Origin of the sequence: Maribacter sp. TH_r10 (assembly GCF_033101095.1) — a bacterium.
In the GTDB taxonomy this organism is placed as follows: Bacteria; Bacteroidota; Bacteroidia; order Flavobacteriales; family Flavobacteriaceae; genus Maribacter_A; species Maribacter_A luteus.
Genome location: NZ_JAWMPY010000005.1, coordinates 172,174 through 191,516, shown reverse-complemented (window position 1 = coordinate 191,516; position 19,343 = coordinate 172,174). Strand labels below are relative to the sequence as shown.

At 39.0% G+C, this 19,343-nt stretch carries 19 protein-coding genes and 1 tRNA gene; 6 read left to right on the top strand and 14 right to left on the bottom strand.

The features are described from left to right. The first annotated feature begins 108 nt into the window (after positions 1 to 108). Genes asnS through R3X28_RS13655 form a run of 3 tightly spaced genes read left to right on the top strand, consistent with a single transcriptional unit; the run spans position 109 to position 3,645 of the window. Complete coding sequence (gene asnS, locus R3X28_RS13665) at positions 109 to 1,542, top strand: asparagine--tRNA ligase (RefSeq protein ID WP_282055283.1); 1,434 nt, start codon at positions 109 to 111, stop codon at positions 1,540 to 1,542. 40 nt (positions 1,543 to 1,582) lie between these two features. Further along, positions 1,583 to 3,040 carry an RNA polymerase factor sigma-54 gene (rpoN, locus tag R3X28_RS13660; RefSeq protein WP_154364187.1) on the top strand — a complete coding sequence of 486 codons (1,458 nt, stop codon included), beginning with the start codon at positions 1,583 to 1,585 and terminating at the stop codon, positions 3,038 to 3,040. After that, positions 3,040 to 3,645, top strand: coding sequence for a hypothetical protein (locus R3X28_RS13655; RefSeq protein WP_154364189.1), 606 nt, complete (start codon positions 3,040 to 3,042; stop codon positions 3,643 to 3,645). Before rpoN ends, R3X28_RS13655 begins: the two co-directional genes overlap by 1 nt. Before the next feature lie 146 nt (positions 3,646 to 3,791). Here R3X28_RS13655 and R3X28_RS13650 read toward each other — a convergent pair whose 3' ends face one another. The 9 genes from R3X28_RS13650 to R3X28_RS13610 all read right to left on the bottom strand — a co-directional run bounded on the left by R3X28_RS13650 (position 3,792) and on the right by R3X28_RS13610 (position 9,964). Further along, positions 3,792 to 4,430 carry a biopolymer transporter ExbD gene (locus R3X28_RS13650; protein ID WP_317664984.1) on the bottom strand — a complete coding sequence of 213 codons (639 nt, stop codon included), beginning with the start codon at positions 4,428 to 4,430 and terminating at the stop codon, positions 3,792 to 3,794. Positions 4,431 to 4,546: 116 nt separating this feature from the next. Continuing rightward, positions 4,547 to 5,257, bottom strand: coding sequence for a porin family protein (locus R3X28_RS13645; RefSeq protein WP_317664982.1), 711 nt, complete (start codon positions 5,255 to 5,257; stop codon positions 4,547 to 4,549). A 195-nt stretch (positions 5,258 to 5,452) separates the two neighbouring features. Further along, the gene (locus R3X28_RS13640; protein WP_154364195.1) at positions 5,453 to 5,935 is read right to left on the bottom strand and encodes an ExbD/TolR family protein; all 483 of its coding nucleotides are present in this window, start codon (positions 5,933 to 5,935) and stop codon (positions 5,453 to 5,455) included. Between the two features lie 19 nt (positions 5,936 to 5,954). Continuing rightward, positions 5,955 to 6,563 (bottom strand): ExbD/TolR family protein, encoded by a 609-nt coding sequence (locus tag R3X28_RS13635; protein ID WP_154364197.1) that lies wholly within the window; start codon positions 6,561 to 6,563, stop codon positions 5,955 to 5,957. 13 nt (positions 6,564 to 6,576) lie between these two features. Continuing rightward, positions 6,577 to 7,008, bottom strand: coding sequence for a hypothetical protein (locus R3X28_RS13630; protein ID WP_154364199.1), 432 nt, complete (start codon positions 7,006 to 7,008; stop codon positions 6,577 to 6,579). 24 nt (positions 7,009 to 7,032) lie between these two features. Further along, the gene (locus tag R3X28_RS13625; RefSeq protein ID WP_154364201.1) at positions 7,033 to 7,782 is read right to left on the bottom strand and encodes a MotA/TolQ/ExbB proton channel family protein; all 750 of its coding nucleotides are present in this window, start codon (positions 7,780 to 7,782) and stop codon (positions 7,033 to 7,035) included. A 227-nt stretch (positions 7,783 to 8,009) separates the two neighbouring features. Continuing rightward, positions 8,010 to 8,097 (bottom strand) — tRNA-Ser (locus tag R3X28_RS13620). A 66-nt stretch (positions 8,098 to 8,163) separates the two neighbouring features. Beyond that, on the bottom strand, positions 8,164 to 9,192 hold the full coding sequence (locus tag R3X28_RS13615; RefSeq protein WP_317664977.1) for an asparaginase: 1,029 nt from the start codon (positions 9,190 to 9,192) through the stop codon (positions 8,164 to 8,166). 4 nt (positions 9,193 to 9,196) lie between these two features. Continuing rightward, positions 9,197 to 9,964 carry a TatD family hydrolase gene (locus R3X28_RS13610; RefSeq protein ID WP_317664975.1) on the bottom strand — a complete coding sequence of 256 codons (768 nt, stop codon included), beginning with the start codon at positions 9,962 to 9,964 and terminating at the stop codon, positions 9,197 to 9,199. Between the two features lie 123 nt (positions 9,965 to 10,087). Here R3X28_RS13610 and R3X28_RS13605 point away from each other — a divergent pair, with 123 nt between their 5' ends. After that, entirely contained in the window at positions 10,088 to 10,540 is a 453-nt protein-coding gene (locus R3X28_RS13605; RefSeq protein ID WP_317664973.1) for a retropepsin-like aspartic protease, read from the top strand. A 35-nt stretch (positions 10,541 to 10,575) separates the two neighbouring features. Here R3X28_RS13605 and odhB read toward each other — a convergent pair whose 3' ends face one another. Together odhB and R3X28_RS13595 are read right to left on the bottom strand one after the other, a co-directional pair. Continuing rightward, entirely contained in the window at positions 10,576 to 11,790 is a 1,215-nt protein-coding gene (gene odhB, locus R3X28_RS13600) for a 2-oxoglutarate dehydrogenase complex dihydrolipoyllysine-residue succinyltransferase (RefSeq protein WP_317664971.1), read from the bottom strand. Positions 11,791 to 11,818: 28 nt separating this feature from the next. Beyond that, positions 11,819 to 14,614, bottom strand: a complete 2,796-nt coding sequence (locus tag R3X28_RS13595; RefSeq protein WP_317664969.1) for a 2-oxoglutarate dehydrogenase E1 component — start codon at positions 14,612 to 14,614, stop codon at positions 11,819 to 11,821. Positions 14,615 to 14,832: 218 nt separating this feature from the next. Between R3X28_RS13595 and R3X28_RS13590 the strand changes: the two genes are divergently transcribed. Beyond that, the gene (locus tag R3X28_RS13590) at positions 14,833 to 15,333 is read left to right on the top strand and encodes an alpha-ketoglutarate decarboxylase (RefSeq protein ID WP_317664967.1); all 501 of its coding nucleotides are present in this window, start codon (positions 14,833 to 14,835) and stop codon (positions 15,331 to 15,333) included. Here the strand turns inward: R3X28_RS13590 and R3X28_RS13585 are convergent. The 3 genes from R3X28_RS13585 to R3X28_RS13575 form a co-directional block, all read right to left on the bottom strand. After that, the gene (locus tag R3X28_RS13585; protein WP_317664965.1) at positions 15,330 to 15,686 is read right to left on the bottom strand and encodes a hypothetical protein; all 357 of its coding nucleotides are present in this window, start codon (positions 15,684 to 15,686) and stop codon (positions 15,330 to 15,332) included. The two genes, R3X28_RS13590 and R3X28_RS13585, sit on opposite strands and share 4 nt — an antisense overlap. 127 nt (positions 15,687 to 15,813) lie before the next feature. Further along, entirely contained in the window at positions 15,814 to 16,830 is a 1,017-nt protein-coding gene (galE, locus tag R3X28_RS13580) for a UDP-glucose 4-epimerase GalE (RefSeq protein WP_317664963.1), read from the bottom strand. A gap of 35 nt (positions 16,831 to 16,865) precedes the next feature. Then, entirely contained in the window at positions 16,866 to 18,023 is a 1,158-nt protein-coding gene (locus R3X28_RS13575) for a DegT/DnrJ/EryC1/StrS family aminotransferase (protein ID WP_317664961.1), read from the bottom strand. 82 nt (positions 18,024 to 18,105) lie between these two features. Between R3X28_RS13575 and R3X28_RS13570 the strand changes: the two genes are divergently transcribed. After that, complete coding sequence (locus tag R3X28_RS13570) at positions 18,106 to 19,341, top strand: 3-deoxy-D-manno-octulosonic acid transferase (protein ID WP_317664959.1); 1,236 nt, start codon at positions 18,106 to 18,108, stop codon at positions 19,339 to 19,341. Positions 19,342 to 19,343 lie beyond the last annotated feature (2 nt).

Here is a 19,343-nt window from a genome sequence, read left to right as displayed (position 1 = left end):
GCATGCTGATTTCAGCAAAAAACCTTAATATTTTTTTAAACATTATAGAACTCGCTTCTTTTTGTCCAAAAGTCTATCTTTGCCCTTTTAATTTTTATTTGATTTAAAATGAAATCTTCAAGTGTAAAAGAACTACTTTCAATGGCTCCCAAGCTCCAGGAAGTAACCGTAAACGGATGGGTCAGAACTTTTAGAAGCAACAGGTTTATCGCCTTAAATGATGGATCTACGATAAATAACATACAGTGTGTTGTTGACTTTGAAAATTTCAGTGAAGACGTTTTAAAGCAAATCAATACCGGATCGGCCTTAAAAATTACCGGAACTTTGGTAGAAAGTCAAGGCAAGGGCCAGAATGTTGAAATTCAGGTGACCGACATCTTCGTACACGGAAATGCAGATCCAGAACTATATCCGATCCAACCCAAAAAGCACTCATTGGAGTTTCTTCGGGAAAAAGCCCATTTACGTATAAGGACCAATACATTTTCGGCCGTTATGCGTGTACGTTCGGCATTGGCATTTGCCATACATCAGTATTTTAGACAGAATGATTTCCATTATTTTCATGCCCCGATAATTACAGGGTCAGATGCAGAGGGGGCAGGCGAAATGTTTAAAGTATCTACCTTGGACAGCAAAAACCCGCCTTTAACTGATGACGGAGAGGTAAACTATAAAGAGGATTTCTTCGGGAAAGAGACCAATCTTACCGTTTCCGGACAATTGGAAGCAGAAACCTATGCCATGGCATTGGGCAAGGTATATACGTTTGGACCAACATTTAGGGCCGAAAACTCGAACACCTCTAGACACCTAGCGGAGTTTTGGATGATCGAACCGGAAATGGCCTTTTATGACCTTGACGCAAACATGGATCTGGCCGAGGATTTCATCAAAAATGTAATCAATTACGTTCTAGAACATTGTCAGGACGATTTACAGTTTTTGGAAAAAAGACTCCTTGATGAAGAAAAGTCAAAACCACAAGCCGAGCGCAGCGATATGGCATTGATAGAAAAATTGAAATTCATTTGTGAGAATAATTTCAGAAGGGTCTCTTATACAGAAGCCATAGAAATCTTGAGAAACAGCAAACCGAATAAAAAGAAAAAATTCCAATTCACCATCGATGAATGGGGTGCCGACCTTCAAAGTGAACACGAACGCTACCTTGTTGAAAAGCATTTTAAATGCCCTGTTATACTATTCGATTACCCTGCCAACATCAAAGCATTTTATATGCGATTGAACGAAGATGGCAAAACCGTAAGGGCAATGGACATCCTTTTCCCAGGTATAGGTGAAATAGTCGGAGGTTCTCAAAGGGAAGAACGCCTAGATGTTCTAATTGATAAAATCAAAGCCTTAGGTATTGACGAAAAAGAGCTTTGGTGGTATCTTGACCTACGGAAATTTGGTTCTGCCGTACATAGCGGATTTGGACTAGGCTTTGAACGGCTGGTGTTGTTCGCTACGGGTATGGGCAATATTCGAGATGTAATACCTTTTCCAAGAACACCGCAGAATGCGGAATTCTAAATTGAAATCGTTAACTTTATAAGGCATACAAACAATATTTATGCTCAAACAACACTTACAGTTCAAATTATCACAAAAACTTTCACCCCAACAAATTCAGTTGATGAAGTTGATTCAATTGCCTACGCAGGCCTTTGAACAACGTTTGAAACAAGAATTGGAAGAGAACCCTGCATTGGAGGGCGGTAAAGAAGAAAGTGATACCATCGAGGACGAATTCGACGACCTCTATGAAAATGAATTGGATAGTGAGAATATCAGTACAGAGGATATCAATATAGACGAATACCTGAGTGATGACGAGATTCCCGATTATCGAACCAAGGCCAACAACTATAGCGCCGATGACGATGAAAAGAGTGTCCCTTATGCAGCAGGTACTTCATTCAATCAATATTTATTGAACCAGCTGAACACCGTTTACCTGAGTGATGAAGAATGGGCCATTGCCGAATTCTTGGTAGGGAGTGTAGATGAAAGTGGTTATATAAGAAGGCCTTTGACCGACATTATGGACGATTTGGCTTTTACCCAAAATATTTACACCGATGAAAAGACCATAGAATCGGTTTTGAAGGTTGTACAGTCATTGGATCCTCCAGGAGTTGCAGCCAGGTCATTGGAAGAGTGTCTAATAATTCAATTGAAACGAAAGGAAATAAATGCCAATATTGAAATGGCCATTACCATATTGGAAAAATCCTTTGAGCAATTCACAAAAAAGCATTACAAAAAACTACTTCAAAAACATAATATTACCGAAGAAGAGCTTAAGGACGCCATCTCCGAAATTGAAAAATTAAACCCCAAACCAGGCGGGTCATATGCAGGTAACAACCGTATCGTAGAACATGTTGTTCCCGATTTTTCCATCAGGATCGTAGATGGTGAGTTGGAATTGACACTGAACGGCAGGAACGCTCCCGAATTGCATGTCTCCAAAGAATACAACAATATGCTCAAGGGATTCAAGGACTCTAAAGAAAAGTCAAAATCCCAAAAGGATACCGTCATGTTCATCAAACAGAAGTTAGATGCCGCGAAATGGTTTATTGATGCCATAAAACAAAGGCAACAGACTTTGTTCATAACCATGAGCGCCATAATGGAATACCAGAAAGAATACTTCCTGACCGGTGATGAAAGAAATCTGAGACCTATGATCCTTAAAGATATCGCCGATGAAATTCATATGGACGTATCTACGGTTTCAAGGGTTGCCAACAGTAAATATGTTGACACTCCCTACGGCACCAAGTTGATTAAGGATTACTTTTCCGAATCCATGAAAAACGAGCAAGGCGAAGACGTATCTACCAAGGAAATCAAAAAAATCCTGGAAACCGTTATAGCGGATGAAGTAAAGAAAAAGCCTCTGACCGATGATAAATTAGCGGCGATATTAAAAGAAAAAGGCTACCCCATAGCTCGTAGAACGGTAGCCAAATACAGGGAACAACTAGGTATACCTGTAGCAAGGTTGCGTAAACAAATTTAATGAGACTTTTTCAAAAGGCGATAACCAATATCTTTCACCCACTTTTTGTTCCAATTGCCGGGACCTTTGCCTATTTCATAATAACACCCAAATACAGTCCTTTAGAACTGCAAAGTGGCAATATATTGCCCATTTTCATCCTTACGGTAATAATACCCATCATTACATTTCTTATTTTAAAGAATATCGGCTATGTACATTCGGTACAGTTACCTACTTTAAAGGAACGCAAGTACCCATTGATCATTAATCTTGTTCTCTTGTCAATGATCGTTTTTAAGGTAATTCCAAATAACTACGTCATTGAACTTTATTTCTATTTCGTTGGTCTCATCGGCGCAACCGTCGCTACGACCCTACTTTTATTTTTAAAGATAAAAAGCAGCATGCACCTCATGGGAATGGGCAGTTTGTTGATGTTCTTAATTAATCTCAGTATTCATTTTGAGATCAATATAACCATTGCCCTGAGTATATTCATACTCATTATCGGTCTCGTAGCCACATCAAGGCTATACTTTCACGCCCACAGCAAATTAGAATTACTAATAGGCCTTACTATTGGCATCATTTCGCAACTATTGACCGTAAAATACTGGTTGTAACCAAACTATATTTTTTTAACCAATAACCGTCTTCTTGTACATTGGTTTTACAAAAAAGTAAATACAGTAAGTTCAGCTTTCAATAATGGAAATCGCTAAAGGAATTTTCTAAACGAACCCTAAAACCAAAGCCGTTAACACATTATTTATTTGGTTTCGATTTCCGATAGCTTAAGGGGATATAAAGCCCGTATAGACTCTATTTTGGCTTTAATGAGTATTTTGGAGTCATCGGAAGTACCTGGTTGAACAAATTTAGTTTCTAAAACCGTATAATCTTCCCCATATAGACGCTGCGCCTCCCGATTTCTTAATTCATTATAAGCGGCCATTAATTTATCCTGTACCGCAATATAATTACTGTAATAGGCCTTTCTGTCATAGGATAGTACAACAATGGCCCTGGAAGGGTTATCGGATGATGTATTACTTCTATCACCCAAACAATAACCACAATATTCCGGATCAAGCTTCGTCAATCCACCATTGTCCAAAAACCCTTTTACGGTTTCTTTTAATTCATCTAGCGCTGTTATCTGGCCATCAACCAACACGTCACCCTCTTCATTGATTATTACCCTTAAAATATTCTTTTCTTGCACGAGACCTATTTCAGATTCATCCTGGAGCTTAGGTAGCAATCTATCTATACCAGAATCTGAATGAATTGTCGTTGTTACCAAGAAAAAAATCAAAATCAAAAAGGCGATATCCGCCATTGATCCGGCATTAACTTTTGGAAAATTGGTCTTCTTTCCCATAATACTTTGTGTTGGTTTCATCATAAAACCATAGTAAAGTATAATTTGTATAGTAAGAAACCCTTGGGAAGGTAACTAAGTCAAGTGAAATCAACCATCCTTGACCGTAATTACTTTAAAAGAATCAAAATGCATGCCGATCATAAAATGTAAAAAATCAACCCTATGCGCAGGGGTTGTAGATCAAAACTTTCCGAATCAACGAAAGCACCGTCCTCTAGAAGTTTACTTAACGCATAATAAACATGTATATTGAAGGTATTATAACCGACATTTAGCATAAGGCCATATTGGAACTTCCTTATATCCGGATTTTCAAAAGACGATTTATCAGATGAAGTGACCAGTTTAGATCTTCCTCCAATAATATATCCGAATTTCATACCCGCATAGATCCTTGTAAATTTATAAACATTGGGGGAGGAATTTCTCCATCTAAATTCCAAGGGAACCTCAAGTAGATGTGTTTCGAATTTATTCCTTTTTACGGTAACCTCGTTCCCATCTAGGGTAATGACATCCTCATCTATGATACTATATTCAACACCTTCAGATGTCTCCGATGCCCATAAGTTGGAATAGTAAGAATTTATCGCATAACCTAGACCTAGACCTATTGCGAAAGTCCGATCGGCATTTACGGGTATATCTTTGATAAAACCACCTTGTAAACCGTATGATAAATTTCGCTGTGTAAAATCGGTAGGTTTATTCAAGAGCGAATTATAGGTGATTCCTAAATAGAACTGATCTTCAAGATATTTTAAATCCATATGATCAGATTGCCTGTCGTTCTGAGCAAGGACACTCAAATTAGTCAAAAGAATGAAGCCAAAAAGCAACTGTTTCATATATCTAAGTACTATATCTTTATTCAGGAACTAATGTTAGTGATATATAAGAAGGAGGTTAAACAATAAATTATTGCATATTCACAAAAACTATAGAATAACCGTACAAACCCTCAAATGAAAACTAAAAATAATGAAATAAAAAACGCCCTGATAATTTTATCAGGGCGTTTTTTAAGTTTGAAATGATATTGTTTACTGTAAATTTCTAAATGCATCACCTTCATAAGTGGTGTAGTTCACCTTAAGTGCATTCACTTTACGTAACTCCTGCTTAATGTCGGATATTAATCCCATATTGGCATTTTTATCAACTTTTAAAGCAGTTGTCAAAACATTTTGTAATTCCTGTGACTTTTTAGCTCTCTCTGACAAGATGTAATCACCCACCTCAGAAGGACTAGCGAATTTATCATTCAATTGAATCTTTGGCTCAGAACCAAAAACCTTTTGAAATTCCTGTGTTGGTTTACCAACATAGATATAAATAACACGATCTTTCTTTTCTAGCTTTTTGACTTCACTAGCGTTTGGCAGTACATTCTCAACTTTAAGCGAACTATCTTTCATTACGGTAACCGTCATGAAGAAGAATAACAACATAAACACGATATCCGGTAAAGATGCCGTAGATACTGGTGGCAGTTCGCCACTTTTTTTCTTACTAAATTTAGACATAGCTTCTCTTTAGATATTATTAATTCGCGGTAGAGGTTTCAGCTTCAGACAATTTCTGTGGAAACAGATCTTGTATTTTCTTCACTTTCTCCTTAAGTTCGTCCTTAACGCTTTGAGCTGTTTCAGGATTTAGATACTCAGCTTCCATATCGGTAAATTTTCTACCGTACAAGCGCTGCGCTTCCCTATTCCTCAAATCATTGTAAGCACCGACCAATTCATTTTGAACAGTGATATAGGTACCATATTTAGTCTCCCTATCATTCTTCAATGATATAATCGCCTTAGTTGGATTATCCGATGACTCAGTGTTCTTTTTCCCTTTGCAATAACTACAGGTACCATCCCCACCATTATCCAAAAAAGCCATAGCCTTAGCCCTTAGGTTTTTTAGATCTGTCAATTCTTCATCGGCCAACAATTGACCATTCTTGTTAATATTGACCTGAAATATATTCTTCTGTTTAATAATAACATCGGAATCAGGCGGCTCAATCGGTGGTAACATACGATCCAAACCTGCATCAGTCTCAATGGTTGTAGTAACCAAGAAAAAGATCAATAGTAAGAAAGCTATGTCGGCCATAGATCCAGCATTCACCTCAGGTGCTCCTCCTCGTCTAGCCATAGTTTATAATATTTTATTTACTGAACATTCTTTTTATCCCTGGCAATACAATTGCCACAACAGCTACTACGGTAAGGATAAAGAAGACATTAAGTCCCATTCCTATTTTCTTCACTGTACTTTCATCTGACATTGCCATATAATCATCAGCTACGTCTGTTCCGCTAGCCAATACATAGGATATAACAACAACCAAAAGAAAACCACCAATCACGAACAAGGTCTTTTTAAGACCTGCAGGATTAGCAAAAAGGTTTTTCAATGTGAACACCAAACTAGCGACTACAGCAATACCCAATAGAAGGTAAGTAATCATGAACATGGCGTTCATCGCCCCACTTTGGGCTGCTTCTGCAACTGGCATATCCTTCTCTGGCAACAAATACCAGAGTATAGCGGAAATAACGCCAATTATCAACAAAAATAATTTTAAAAATTTATGCATGATACTATTTGTATTAAGTCCTACTTATTTCTTGTGGTCTACCAACATATCAATCAAAGAGATTGATGAATCTTCCATATCATTTACAATACTATCGATTTTTGCAATGATGTAGTTATAGAAGATTTGAAGTATGATAGCCGTAATAAGACCGAATACCGTTGTTAATAACGCAACCTGAATATCACCTGCAATCAAAGAGGCACTTAAGTTACCAACTGCACTAATTTTCTGGAAGGCCTGAATCATACCGATTACCGTACCCATGAAACCAAGCATTGGTGCAATTGCGATAAATAAAGACAACCAAGAAACGTTTTTCTCTAATTGACCCATTTGAACGCCACCGTAAGCAACAACTGATTTTTCAGCAGAATCTATACTTTCATCAGCCCTGTCCAAACCTTGGTAATAGATAGAAGCAACAGGTCCTTTTGTATTTCTACAAACTTCCTTGGCAGCCTCAACACCACCTGATGCCAAAGCATCTTCTACTTGTTGTTTTAATTTTGTCGTGTTGGTAGTAGCCATGTTCAAGTAAATAATCCTTTCAATAGCAACCGCCAATCCAAGAATCAAACATAAAAGTACGATACCCATGAAACCGGCACCACCTGTTATGAACATTTCCTTTAAAACTTGGGTAAAACCTTTAGATGCTTCCGGAGCTGCATCCTGAACAGCAACCATCGCTGAAGCAACGTTTGCACTTACTGTATTTGTACCTGCTACAAATAACCCAGCAACAGCTAGGGTAGAGAATAATCTTTTCATTTCTTTCAAACTTAAATTTAGTTAGTTAATAGGGTTAAAGATAAATAAAAAACATGACAAAAATACTAAAAATTTTTGCATTGAGGAAGGGAAAAACCACGTTGTTTCCAATACCTCCGATTAAAAAATAACAAGCATTCCCTTTAGTCGTATTAGGACCTAGTCGTACCCTTTAAAAAATGCTGAAGTTATCTTCCCCATTTGTTTTTTAAGTACAAATGCTTTTGCAGAGAGGAAGGGATTCGAACCCTCGATACACTTTTGGTGTATACACACTTTCCAGGCGTGCGCCTTCGACCACTCGGCCACCTCTCTAGTTTAGCCTAAAGGTTGGCCAATTAACAAAAAAATACTCAAGTAATAAAATTTAAAACGTTATTTTTATTGCATTTCTCCACGCAACGAAGTTTCGAAAATCGTTTTGAACAATTTTGGGGAAACTTTATCCCCCAATAAGTACATCAACTTCGTTATAGCGGCCTCTGTCGTAATATCCTTACCATTAATGACTTGCATTTGCATCAATGCCCTGCTCGTCTCATATTGCCCCATTATAACACTGCCTCCGGGGCATTGGGTTACGTTGATTACATGAATATTTTGGGCAATGGCTTTTTTTAAAATATTTAACAACCATTCGTCAGTCGGGGCGTTTCCGGCGCCATATGTCTCCAAAATCAGAGCTTTCAGATTTGGTGTTCCCAACACACTTTTCACTACGGATTCATTTAATCCCGGGAACATTTTCAAAATCGCAACATCAGTATTCAAATTCTTATGCACTTTAAGTTTTTTTGACGGCTTTGCTTTTAACAAATACTCCTTATAAACCTTTAAATGCACCCCTGATTCTGCCAATGGAGGATAATTAGGGGAATTAAAGGCCTGAAAATGCTCTGCATTTATTTTTGTGGTCCTATTGGCCCTATAGAGCTTATACTCAAAATAAAGTCCCACTTCTTGTATTACCGGTTTCCCTCCCTCTTGTAACGCCGCTATTTGTATCGATGTAATAAGGTTCTCCTTTGCATCCGTTCGCAAATCCCCTATGGGCAACTGGGAACCTGTAAATATCACAGGTTTGGACAAATTCTCTAACATAAACCCTAGTGCCGATGCAGTATAACTCATCGTATCACTGCCATGCAATACAACAAACCCATCATAAACAGAATAATTATCTTCGATCAATTCCGCGATCTTCACCCAATACTGCGGGTTCATATTGGAAGAATCCAGCGGAACATCGAACGAAACACTTTCTATGGCGCAATCTAATTGGTTCAACTCGGGAATATTACTGGTTAAGCCCTTAAAATCAAAAGCCTTAAGCGAACCGGTAGCATAATCCTTGATCATACCAATGGTACCTCCTGTATAAATAAGCAATATATGTGGCCTTGGATCCATGGTGTTATATTCCGAATATTTCTTTTGAATTTTGAGTGGTAATCCTAGCAAGGTCTTCAATATCCATATTATAAATATTTGATAATTTATTGGCAACATTCACTAAATAACCACTTTCATTCCGTTTTCCCCTATATGGTACGGGTGCCAAATAAGGCGCATCGGTTTCCAGAACGATATGTTCTATAGGAACCTGTTGTAAAAATGTATCTATTTTTCCATTTTTAAAGGTCACTACGCCACCTATCCCTAATTTCAGATTGTACGAGATTGCTTTTTCAGCTTGTTCCAAAGTTCCTGTGAAGCAATGGAAAATACCAAAGAGTCCCTCACCTTTTTCACGTTCAAGCACGTCAAAAACTTCATCAAAAGCCTCCCTACAATGAATAACAATAGGCAAACCATGCTTTTTGGCCAATTGAATCTGATATTGAAATGCCTCTTGCTGTTCCTTTAGAAAGGTCTTGTCCCAATATAAATCAATTCCGATTTCGCCAATGGCATAAAACTTCCTCTGTGACAATAGCTTTTCAACATGATTCAACTCTTCACGAAAATCCTCTTTCACATGAGTTGGATGAAGCCCCGTCATTAAAAACATATGCTCTGGATAAGCTGCCTGCAAGGCAAACATAGACTCGGTGTAGGTCGAATCTATTGCGGGAATAAAAAAACGTTCTACCCCATTTTTTATAGCATTCCGTATTACCTCATCCCTATCTTCGTCGAAAGCCTCACTATATAAATGTGTATGCGTATCGGTTAATATCATTTGTGTTCGACTCTTTAAATTTAAGACTTACCATCATTAAAACAGGCGCACATAGAATGTCATGATTGACAGACGGTCCCATTTCAAGGAGCAAAAATAGCCTTATCTTTATCAAAAAAATAGATGTTGAGCCTCAAAAAGTTTTTAAAGAAGAAAAACTACATTCAAATTCCCTTGGTTTATACCGCCACCAATCATTTTGAAGTGGTTGCAAAAATCAATGGGGTCCTAGGGCGTTTCATTCTGGATACCGGGGCTTCGAACACCTGTATTGGACTGGATAAAACCGAACTTTTCAATTTAAATTCAAAAGAGTCCAAAATTAAGGCTGCCGGGGCCGGGGCCACCAATATGGAAACCATGATATCGACAAAAAACTCGATAAAAATCGGAAAATGGAGCAAAAAGAAACTCAAGATAGTATTGTTCGACCTTACCCATGTAAATGAAGCCCTCACCACCCACAAAGCACTTCCCGTAGATGGAATAATAGGTGCCGATGTACTCAAAAAAGGTAAAGCGATAATCGACTACGAAAAATCCTGTGTATATCTAAAACAAAAAGGCTCGAAATAAATCGAGCCCTTTTCATCTTATTACATACCCTGGAATTACATTTCCAAAGCCTTCTTTACATTATTGTCCATTAAAAGTTCTTCCGGACTTTCCAATGCTTCTTTAACAGCAACCAAAAAACCTACGGATTCCTTTCCGTCTATAATCCTATGATCATAGGATAGGGCTACATACATAATAGGTGCAACCACTATCTCACCATTTCTTACGATAGGTCTTTCCACGATATTATGCATTCCTAAAATAGCGCTTTGGGGAGGATTGATAATCGGTGTAGACAACATAGATCCGAATACACCGCCATTGGTAATGGTGAACGTGCCACCTGTCATTTCATCAACCGTAATCTCACCTTCACGTGCTCGGATAGCCAATCGTTTTACCTCTGCCTCAACCCCTCTAAAGGTAAGTTTCTCCGCATTACGGATAACAGGGACCATTAAACCTTTGGGACCAGATACCGCAATACTGATATCGGCAAAATCATAAGATATCATCTCTTTCCCATCGATCATCGAATTTACAGCCGGATACATTTCCAATGCCCTAACAACGGCTTTAGTAAAGAATGACATAAACCCAAGGCTAACCCCATGTTTGGTTTTGAAATCCTCCTTAAATTTTTTCCGAAGTTCAAAAATAGGAGACATGTCCACTTCATTGAATGTGGTCAACATTGCCGTTTCGTTCTTAGCTGCCACCAATCGCTCGGCAACCTTTCTTCTTAGCATTGAAAGTTTTGAACGGGTCTCACCTCGGCTACCCCAATTGGGTGTTGTCCCCATAGACGGCACGGCCTTTACGGCATCCTCTTTGGTAATTCGACCATCCTTTCCCGTCCCCTTTATATTGGCTGCGTCAAGATTCTTTTCTGCCAATATTTTTTTGGCAGCCGGTGAAGCAGTGCCTGTTGCGTAGGTTGCCTCTTTTTTCTCTTCCACCTTTGGAGCCGGAGCTTCAGTTTTAGTCGCTTCGGGCTCTACACTTTTAGACGCAGCCCCTTCCGGTTTAGCGGCTGAAGTATCGATCAAACAAACAATGGCACCTACCGCTACGGCATCACCTACTTCGGCCTTTAATGTAATAACACCACTAGCTTCGGCAGGAAGCTCCAATGTTGCCTTGTCTGAATCAACTTCGGCAATAGCTTGATCCTTTTCAACATAATCGCCATCCTCGACCAACCATTCCGCAATCTCAACCTCGGTAATAGATTCTCCCGGTGAGGGGACTTTCATTTCTAAAATCATTCTTTAAAAAATTAGATGTTTAATTTCTTTATTTTGGTCTTGTCATATTATCCTTGCTCTTGTCAAAAACAAAATCCAACACTTGTTGGTGTCTGTTTTTAGAACGCACTGCACTTCCTGCAGCTGGTGAAGCATAAAACCTTCTCGATGCCACCCTGAAACCATTCGATTTTTCATAATGCATCATCAGGTGGCTCCATGCACCCATATTCCGTGGTTCTTCCTGTGCCCAAACCACATCATCGGCACCGCTATATTTTTCCAAGATAGCATCTATTTGATCAATTGGCAATGGAAATAACTGTTCAATCCTTACCAAAGCTACATCATTCCTTTTCAACCTATTCCTTTCAGCCAAGAGATCATAATAGAACTTACCTGTACAGAGTACCAAGGACTTCACCTTATGTACCTCAGCAGTTGCATCATCAAGAACTTCTTTGAACCGTCCGGAAACGAAATCCTCTACCGACGATACGGCTTCAGGGTGCCTCAACAAACTCTTTGGTGTAAAGATGATCAACGGCTTTCTAAAGTTCGCCTTAATTTGACGTCTTAAGATATGGAACATTTGTGCCGGTGTGGTAACATCGGCAATATACATATTATCACGTGCGCACAATTGTAGATATCTCTCCATTCGTGCCGATGAATGCTCGGCCCCTTGACCTTCATAACCGTGTGGCAATAACATAACCAAACCATTCTGAAGTTTCCACTTATCCTCAGCCGCAGAAATATATTGATCGATCATTATCTGGGCCCCATTACTGAAATCACCGAACTGTGCTTCCCAAATGGTCAATGTATTTGGACTGGCCATTGCATAACCATAATCAAAACCAACGACCGCATATTCAGAAAGTAAGGAGTTATATATATGAAAATTCCCTTGCTTTTCAGAAACATTGTTCAACAGCATGATCTCTTCCTCGCTATCTTCAACTTTCATTACGGCATGTCTATGTGAAAATGTACCCCTTTCAACATCCTGACCTGACATACGAACATCAAAACCTTCTTCCAATAGGGAACCGTAGGCCAATAATTCCCCCATAGCCCAATCCAATTTGTCGGTTTCAAAGAACATTTTCTTTCGATCACCTACCAATTTGACCATTTTTCTCAAGAACTTCTTATCCTCAGGAAGCTTGGTAAGAACCTCCGCTATATGGGACAATTTATTTTTATCGTAGGTAGTATCAATATAATCGAGCATTTCCCATTCACGAACTGCCGTAAAATCTTTCCATTCATCGGCCATGAAGGGAGTGATAATGGTTTTATCCTCTTTTCTTGAATCCTCAAGTTCTTCTTCCAAAGATGCCTTGTACTCTTCCTCCAATTGCCTAACATACCCTTCTTCAATGATTCCTTCGGCAATTAATTTTTCAGCATAAATATCCCTTGGATTTTTATGTTTGGCTATTGCTTTATATAATTTAGGTTGTGTGAACCTTGGTTCGTCCCCTTCATTATGACCATATTTTCTATAACCCAATAGGTCAATGAAAACATCGGTATTAAAACGCATTCGGTACTCCAAGGCAAATAATGCCGCATGGCAAACCGCTTCTACATCATCTGCATTAACATGTAGGACCGGACTTAAAGTAACCTTACCAACGTCTGTACAATAGGTAGATGATCGTGCATCCAGATAGTTAGTTGTGAATCCGATTTGGTTGTTCACTACTATATGTATGGTACCATTGGTCTTATAACCATCTAGTTTCGCCATTTGTACCACTTCATAAACCACACCTTGACCAGCAATGGCCGCATCCCCATGTACGACAATCGGCAATACTTTGGAAAAATTATCCTTATAATGGGCATCTTGCTTGGCCCTTACGATACCTTCGACCACAGGACCGACCGTCTCTAAATGCGACGGATTGGGGGCAATGTTCATTTTTATCTTATTACCATTATCAGATTTTCTGTCTGAGGTCCATCCTAAATGGTATTTAACATCACCGTCAAAAATCTCCTGTTCGTAATCCTTTCCATCAAATTCACTGAATATGGCCTTAGCGGATTTTCCGAAAATATTCGTAAGAACATTGAGTCTTCCCCTGTGCGCCATACCCATAACAAACTGCTCAACGCCCATTTCCGCAGCCCTTTCAACAATGGCGTCCAAAGCAGGGATCAACGATTCGTTTCCTTCTAAGGAAAAACGTTTCTGGCCCACATATTTTGTATGAAGAAAGCTTTCAAATGAAACAGCTTGGTTCAATTTTTTAAGAATATGTTTTTTTTGGTCGCTATTGAAATCCGGATGGTTATCGTTCACGTTTATCCAATCCTGTATCCAATTCACGAATTCGGGCTTGCGAATATAAATGTACTCTACACCAATAGCATCACAATAAATACGCTGTAAATGCCCTACTATTTCACGAAGTGTGTTAGGACCAAGACCTATTACCTCACCGGCAGTGAATACCGTATCCAAATCACCATCACTTAGACCAAAATTCTCAAGATCCAATGTTGGAACATAAGTTCTACGTTTACGTACCGGATTGGTCTTTGTAAAAAGATGGCCCCTTGTTCGGTAGCCATTGATCAAACGAACCACTTTAAATTCTTTCTGCATATGCTCTGGCACTTGGCCATCCGCAACCAAAGTAGATGACACTGCTTCTTGTTCCGAAGAAACATATGGCCCGTCCGTTGAACTTTCTACCCCAAAATCAAAACCTTGAAAAAATGCCCTCCAACTTGGCTCAACACTATCGGGATCTGTTAAATATTTGTCGTATACCTCAGCAAAATATGAAGTATGCGCCGCATTTAAAAAGGAATATTTATCCATGAATATGCTCTATCTTATTATAAGAAACAAATCCCGTCATAGGACGAGATCAATTCTATTTTATTTTGTTTGAAAAAAATAATCAGTAATTTTCAAATAAAGTTTCAATAACAAAAACTGGTCAAAAATACAATATTTCACATATCTAGGCGTATCTTCATTAGTAATATTGACCAAAAATCAAGATCTGTTTATATAAAACACAAAATCTACACAAAATGAAACATTACATATTTACACTTCTATTACTTATTGGCATTTCTTGTTTTGGCCAAGGTTCTTCCAATAATTTTTGGGATAATGTACGTTTTGGAGGTGGTATCGGAATCGGTTTCACCAACGGTAGTTTTAACGGTTCTATTTCACCTAGTGCAATTTATCAGGTAAATGAGCAGTTCGCGGCAGGGACCAGCCTAAACTTCAATTATGCCAAATTCAACGACGACAAACTTTTCGCTTATGGTGGAAGCATATTAACGTTATACAATCCTATCCCCAATATTCAATTATCCGCAGAATTGGAGCAATTGAGAATAAACAGGACATACGCCCTTGATGGGGGAAACAGGGAAGACAATTATTGGTCCCCTGCCCTTTTCCTTGGCTTGGGGTATAGTAACCAAAACGTTACGTTCGGACTTCGGTACGATGTGCTCTACGACGACAACAAAAGTATATATGCCAATGCATTAATGCCTTTTGTAAGAGTGTACTTTTAAGAGGAATATTTTTTTTTCAACCAAACCTTTTGAAACTCCCGCTTCAAGACCAAAAAGGAAACTTGCTCGGCAACCTCAACAGCATCTGTCACTTGAATCTCTCTAAATGCCTTTTCAGGTACATCTATTACATATAGTAAGTTTAAATACTCAACGAATTTTTCCATGATCAAATAATATATCTTCTCATGAAGAAATATCCTCAAGTCTTCGGAGGAAACAGTATCGGCAAGATCTATTGGTATGTTGGCAAGCCCGAAATCTTTCTTGATCTGTTGCACCAGTTTACCATAAAGGTTTTCGGTTTTGACATTTGCTAAAAGCTCATTGCTATTGGGGAAGTCAAGTCTCATAAATTACATACGTAGGTTGATGGGTTTTTGGTTTACAACGCTATCTATGCCATGTACTGGAGCGATCTTGATTCTTCCGTTTAAAAAAATGCCTGCCAATTATCCAGTTGTCAATACAAAGATAAAATCAGCTTCTTATTTTTTGCTCCCAATCCCATGCCGATTTCATGGCCTGATCCAAAGAATATTGCGCTTTCCAACCAAGTTCCTTATTTGCAAGGGTCGTATCGGCATAGGCCGAAGTAATATCCCCAGGTCTCCGATCCACAATTTTGTAATTGAGTTTTCTGCCGGATACCTTTTCAAAACTCTTGATAACTTCAAGAACCGTACTACCTTTACCGGTACCTACGTTGAACACCTCATAGTTGTCCTTGTTCTTACCGCCCAATAAGCGTTGAAGGGCCACAACATGGGCCTTTGCCAAATCTACCACATAGATGTAATCCCGAACACAAGTACCATCAGATGTTGGATAATCATCACCGAACACTGATAGTTGCTCCCGTAGACCCACACCTGTTTGGGTAATAAAAGGAACCAGATTTTGTGGCACACCAATAGGCAACTCACCTATCTCGCTACTTGGATGGGCTCCCATTGGATTAAAGTAACGCAGGGCAATCGCATTTAAACCCGGGGTTACCTTGCATGTATCGCGAATAATCTCTTCCCCTATCTGTTTGGTATTGCCATAAGGGGATTCTGCCGGTTTTACCGGGGCATTTTCGGTTATTGGCATGGTATCGGCCTGACCGTAAACCGTGCAACTAGAACTGAATATGAAACTGGCCGAAGCCTTTGCCGATAATTCCTTCAACATATAAACGAGTGTTCCAATATTGTTCTCATAATACAATAATGGTTTTTCTACACTCTCTCCCACCGCTTTGGATGCCGCGAAGTGTATAACCCCTTCGATATCTTGATGTCTTTTAAAAAACCCTTCGACTTTGGATCTTTCCTTTAAATCGATTTTTTCGAATACAGGCTTTTTACCCGTGATGGCCGTAATCCCATCAAGCACCTTTTTATCAGCATTTGAACAATCATCTATAATAACGACCTCATAGCCTTCATTCTGAAGTTCAACCACGGTATGTGAACCTATAAATCCCAATCCGCCAGTAACCAATATTTTCATCTAAACCTTAATTTAATTCAAATTATAATAAATGATCATTTGCCATTTACAAAACCAATAACCGTTTCGGTTATAAAATCTATCTGCTCCGCATCCAACTCCGTATGCATGGGTAATGAGACAACCTCTTTTACCAGTTGATTGGTTACAGGGAAATCGGATTCCCGGTACCTCTCATCCGTATACGCTTTTTGGCTATGCAAAGGAATGGGATAATAAACCCCAAAAGGAATTTGCTTCTCGGCCAAATGTGCTACCAAGGCATCCCTTTTTCCATTGGTTATCCTTAAAGTGTATTGATGAAAAACATGACAATCACAAGTATCGCAAATCTCCCCGCAATTATTTACAGTAACGGGAACAATAATGTTTTCTTGACCTTCAAAGGCCTTTGTATAGGCCCGTGCCGCTTTTCTACGCGCATCACAATAACTATCCAACAAAGGAAGTTTTGCCCTAAGAACCGCAGCCTGAATAGAATCTAATCGAGAATTTACACCGACCACATCGTGATGGTACCTTTCGTACATACCATGGTTCACCATACCCCTTATAGTATGTGCCAAGTCATCGTCATTGGTGAAAATCGCACCTCCATCACCATAACATCCCAAGTTTTTGGAAGGAAAGAATGAGGTAGCACCTACATCGCCTATAGTACCGGCTTTTTGTTTAGAACCATCGGACCACTTGTAGTTGGCACCAATAGCCTGTGCATTATCTTCTATAACGAACAAATCGTGTTTTTTGGCCAATGCCATTATAGCATCCATATTGGCACATTGCCCAAAAAGATGAACTGGGACAATAGCCCTTGTCTTTTGGGTAATGGCTCGCTCAAGGGCCGCAATATCGATATTGAAGGTTTCTACATCAACATCGACCAAAACAGGTGTCAATTGAAGAAGGGCTATAACTTCTACGGTAGCCGCAAAAGTAAAATCAACGGTGATTACTTCGTCACCAGGTTGCAATCCTAAACCCATCATGGCAATCTGCAATGCATCCGTACCATTGGCACAGGGAATCACATGTTTCACGCCTAAATATTCTTCCAATTCCTTTTGAAAGGCATGTACCTCCGGACCATTGATATAGGCCGAAGTATCTAGAATATTCGCAATAGATGAGTTTATCTGCTCTTTGATGGATTGGTATTGACCATTAAGGTCTACCATTTGTATTTTTCGCATCTGCAAGTTTTAGCATAGTATCGGTGCAAAAATAAGGAACAATTCTGGAAAGAACCGTATTTTAGCGACAAACCATAACCTAGTGATCTACATCTACAATACCATTGCATATTTTTCATGGTTTCTGTTAAAATCAGTGGCTTTTTTTCAGCCAAAAATCAAGCTTTTCGTCAAAGGAAGAAAAGAAACTTTTTCCATTTTAAGTAAATCGATCCAAAAAGATGATTCCGTTATTTGGGTACACGTAGCTTCATTAGGGGAATTTGAGCAAGGACTGCCCGTAATAGAGAAGCTCAAGATCCAATATCCTTTATACAAAATAGTAATAAGCTTTTTCTCCCCATCGGGCTATGAGGTAAAAAAGAACTCGGCCGTAGCCGATGCAATTGTTTATCTACCGATCGACACAATCGGGAATGCCAAACGTTTTATAAATACCATAAATCCCAAAGTAGCGATATTCGTGAAATATGAGATTTGGCCCAATTACCTAAAAGTACTGGCAGAGAATAATATACCGACTATTTTAATCTCGGCCATTTTCAGAAAAGACCAAGTATTCTTTAAATGGTACGGTGGTCTTATGCGCAAGGCTTTGCAAACCTTCACCCATTTCTTTGTTCAAGATGAGAAATCGGTAGAATTATTGAAAGGTATTGACTTGAAAAATCCAACCTTAAGCGGTGATACACGTTTTGACAGGGTTTCCGAAATTCTACAACAGGATAATCAGCTTATGTTTATGGACCATTTCAAGGAAGGTTCCTTATGTTTCGTTGCAGGAAGCACTTGGCCAGATGATGAAGCCATTATGCTACCATTCATCAATGAAACCGAAAAAAACCTAAAGTTCGTTCTTGCCCCGCACAATATTAAGCCGGAACACATTGTTTCTTTAAAAAAATCAATCTCAAAAACTACTCTATTATACTCCGAATTAGAGCAACATGACCCCTCTAATTTTGATGTCCTGATCATTGACACCATAGGCTTACTCACAAAAATTTACAGTTATGCGAACATCGCCTATGTGGGAGGGGCTTTCGGCACCGGACTTCACAACACCCTTGAACCCGCCGTTCATGGCATCCCCGTAATAATTGGCCCTGATTATTCTGGTTTTAAAGAAGCTGAAACCTTGGTCAGGAAAGAAGGCATTATAGTCGTTCAAAACAGTCTACAATTCAACGATACAATGACCCGATTACTGGAAAACCCAGAATTCGCCGCCAAAACCGGTAAGGTGAACTCCGACTATGTCACAGCGAATAAAGGTGCAAGCGTCCAAATCATATCATATCTACGTACATTACTATGATA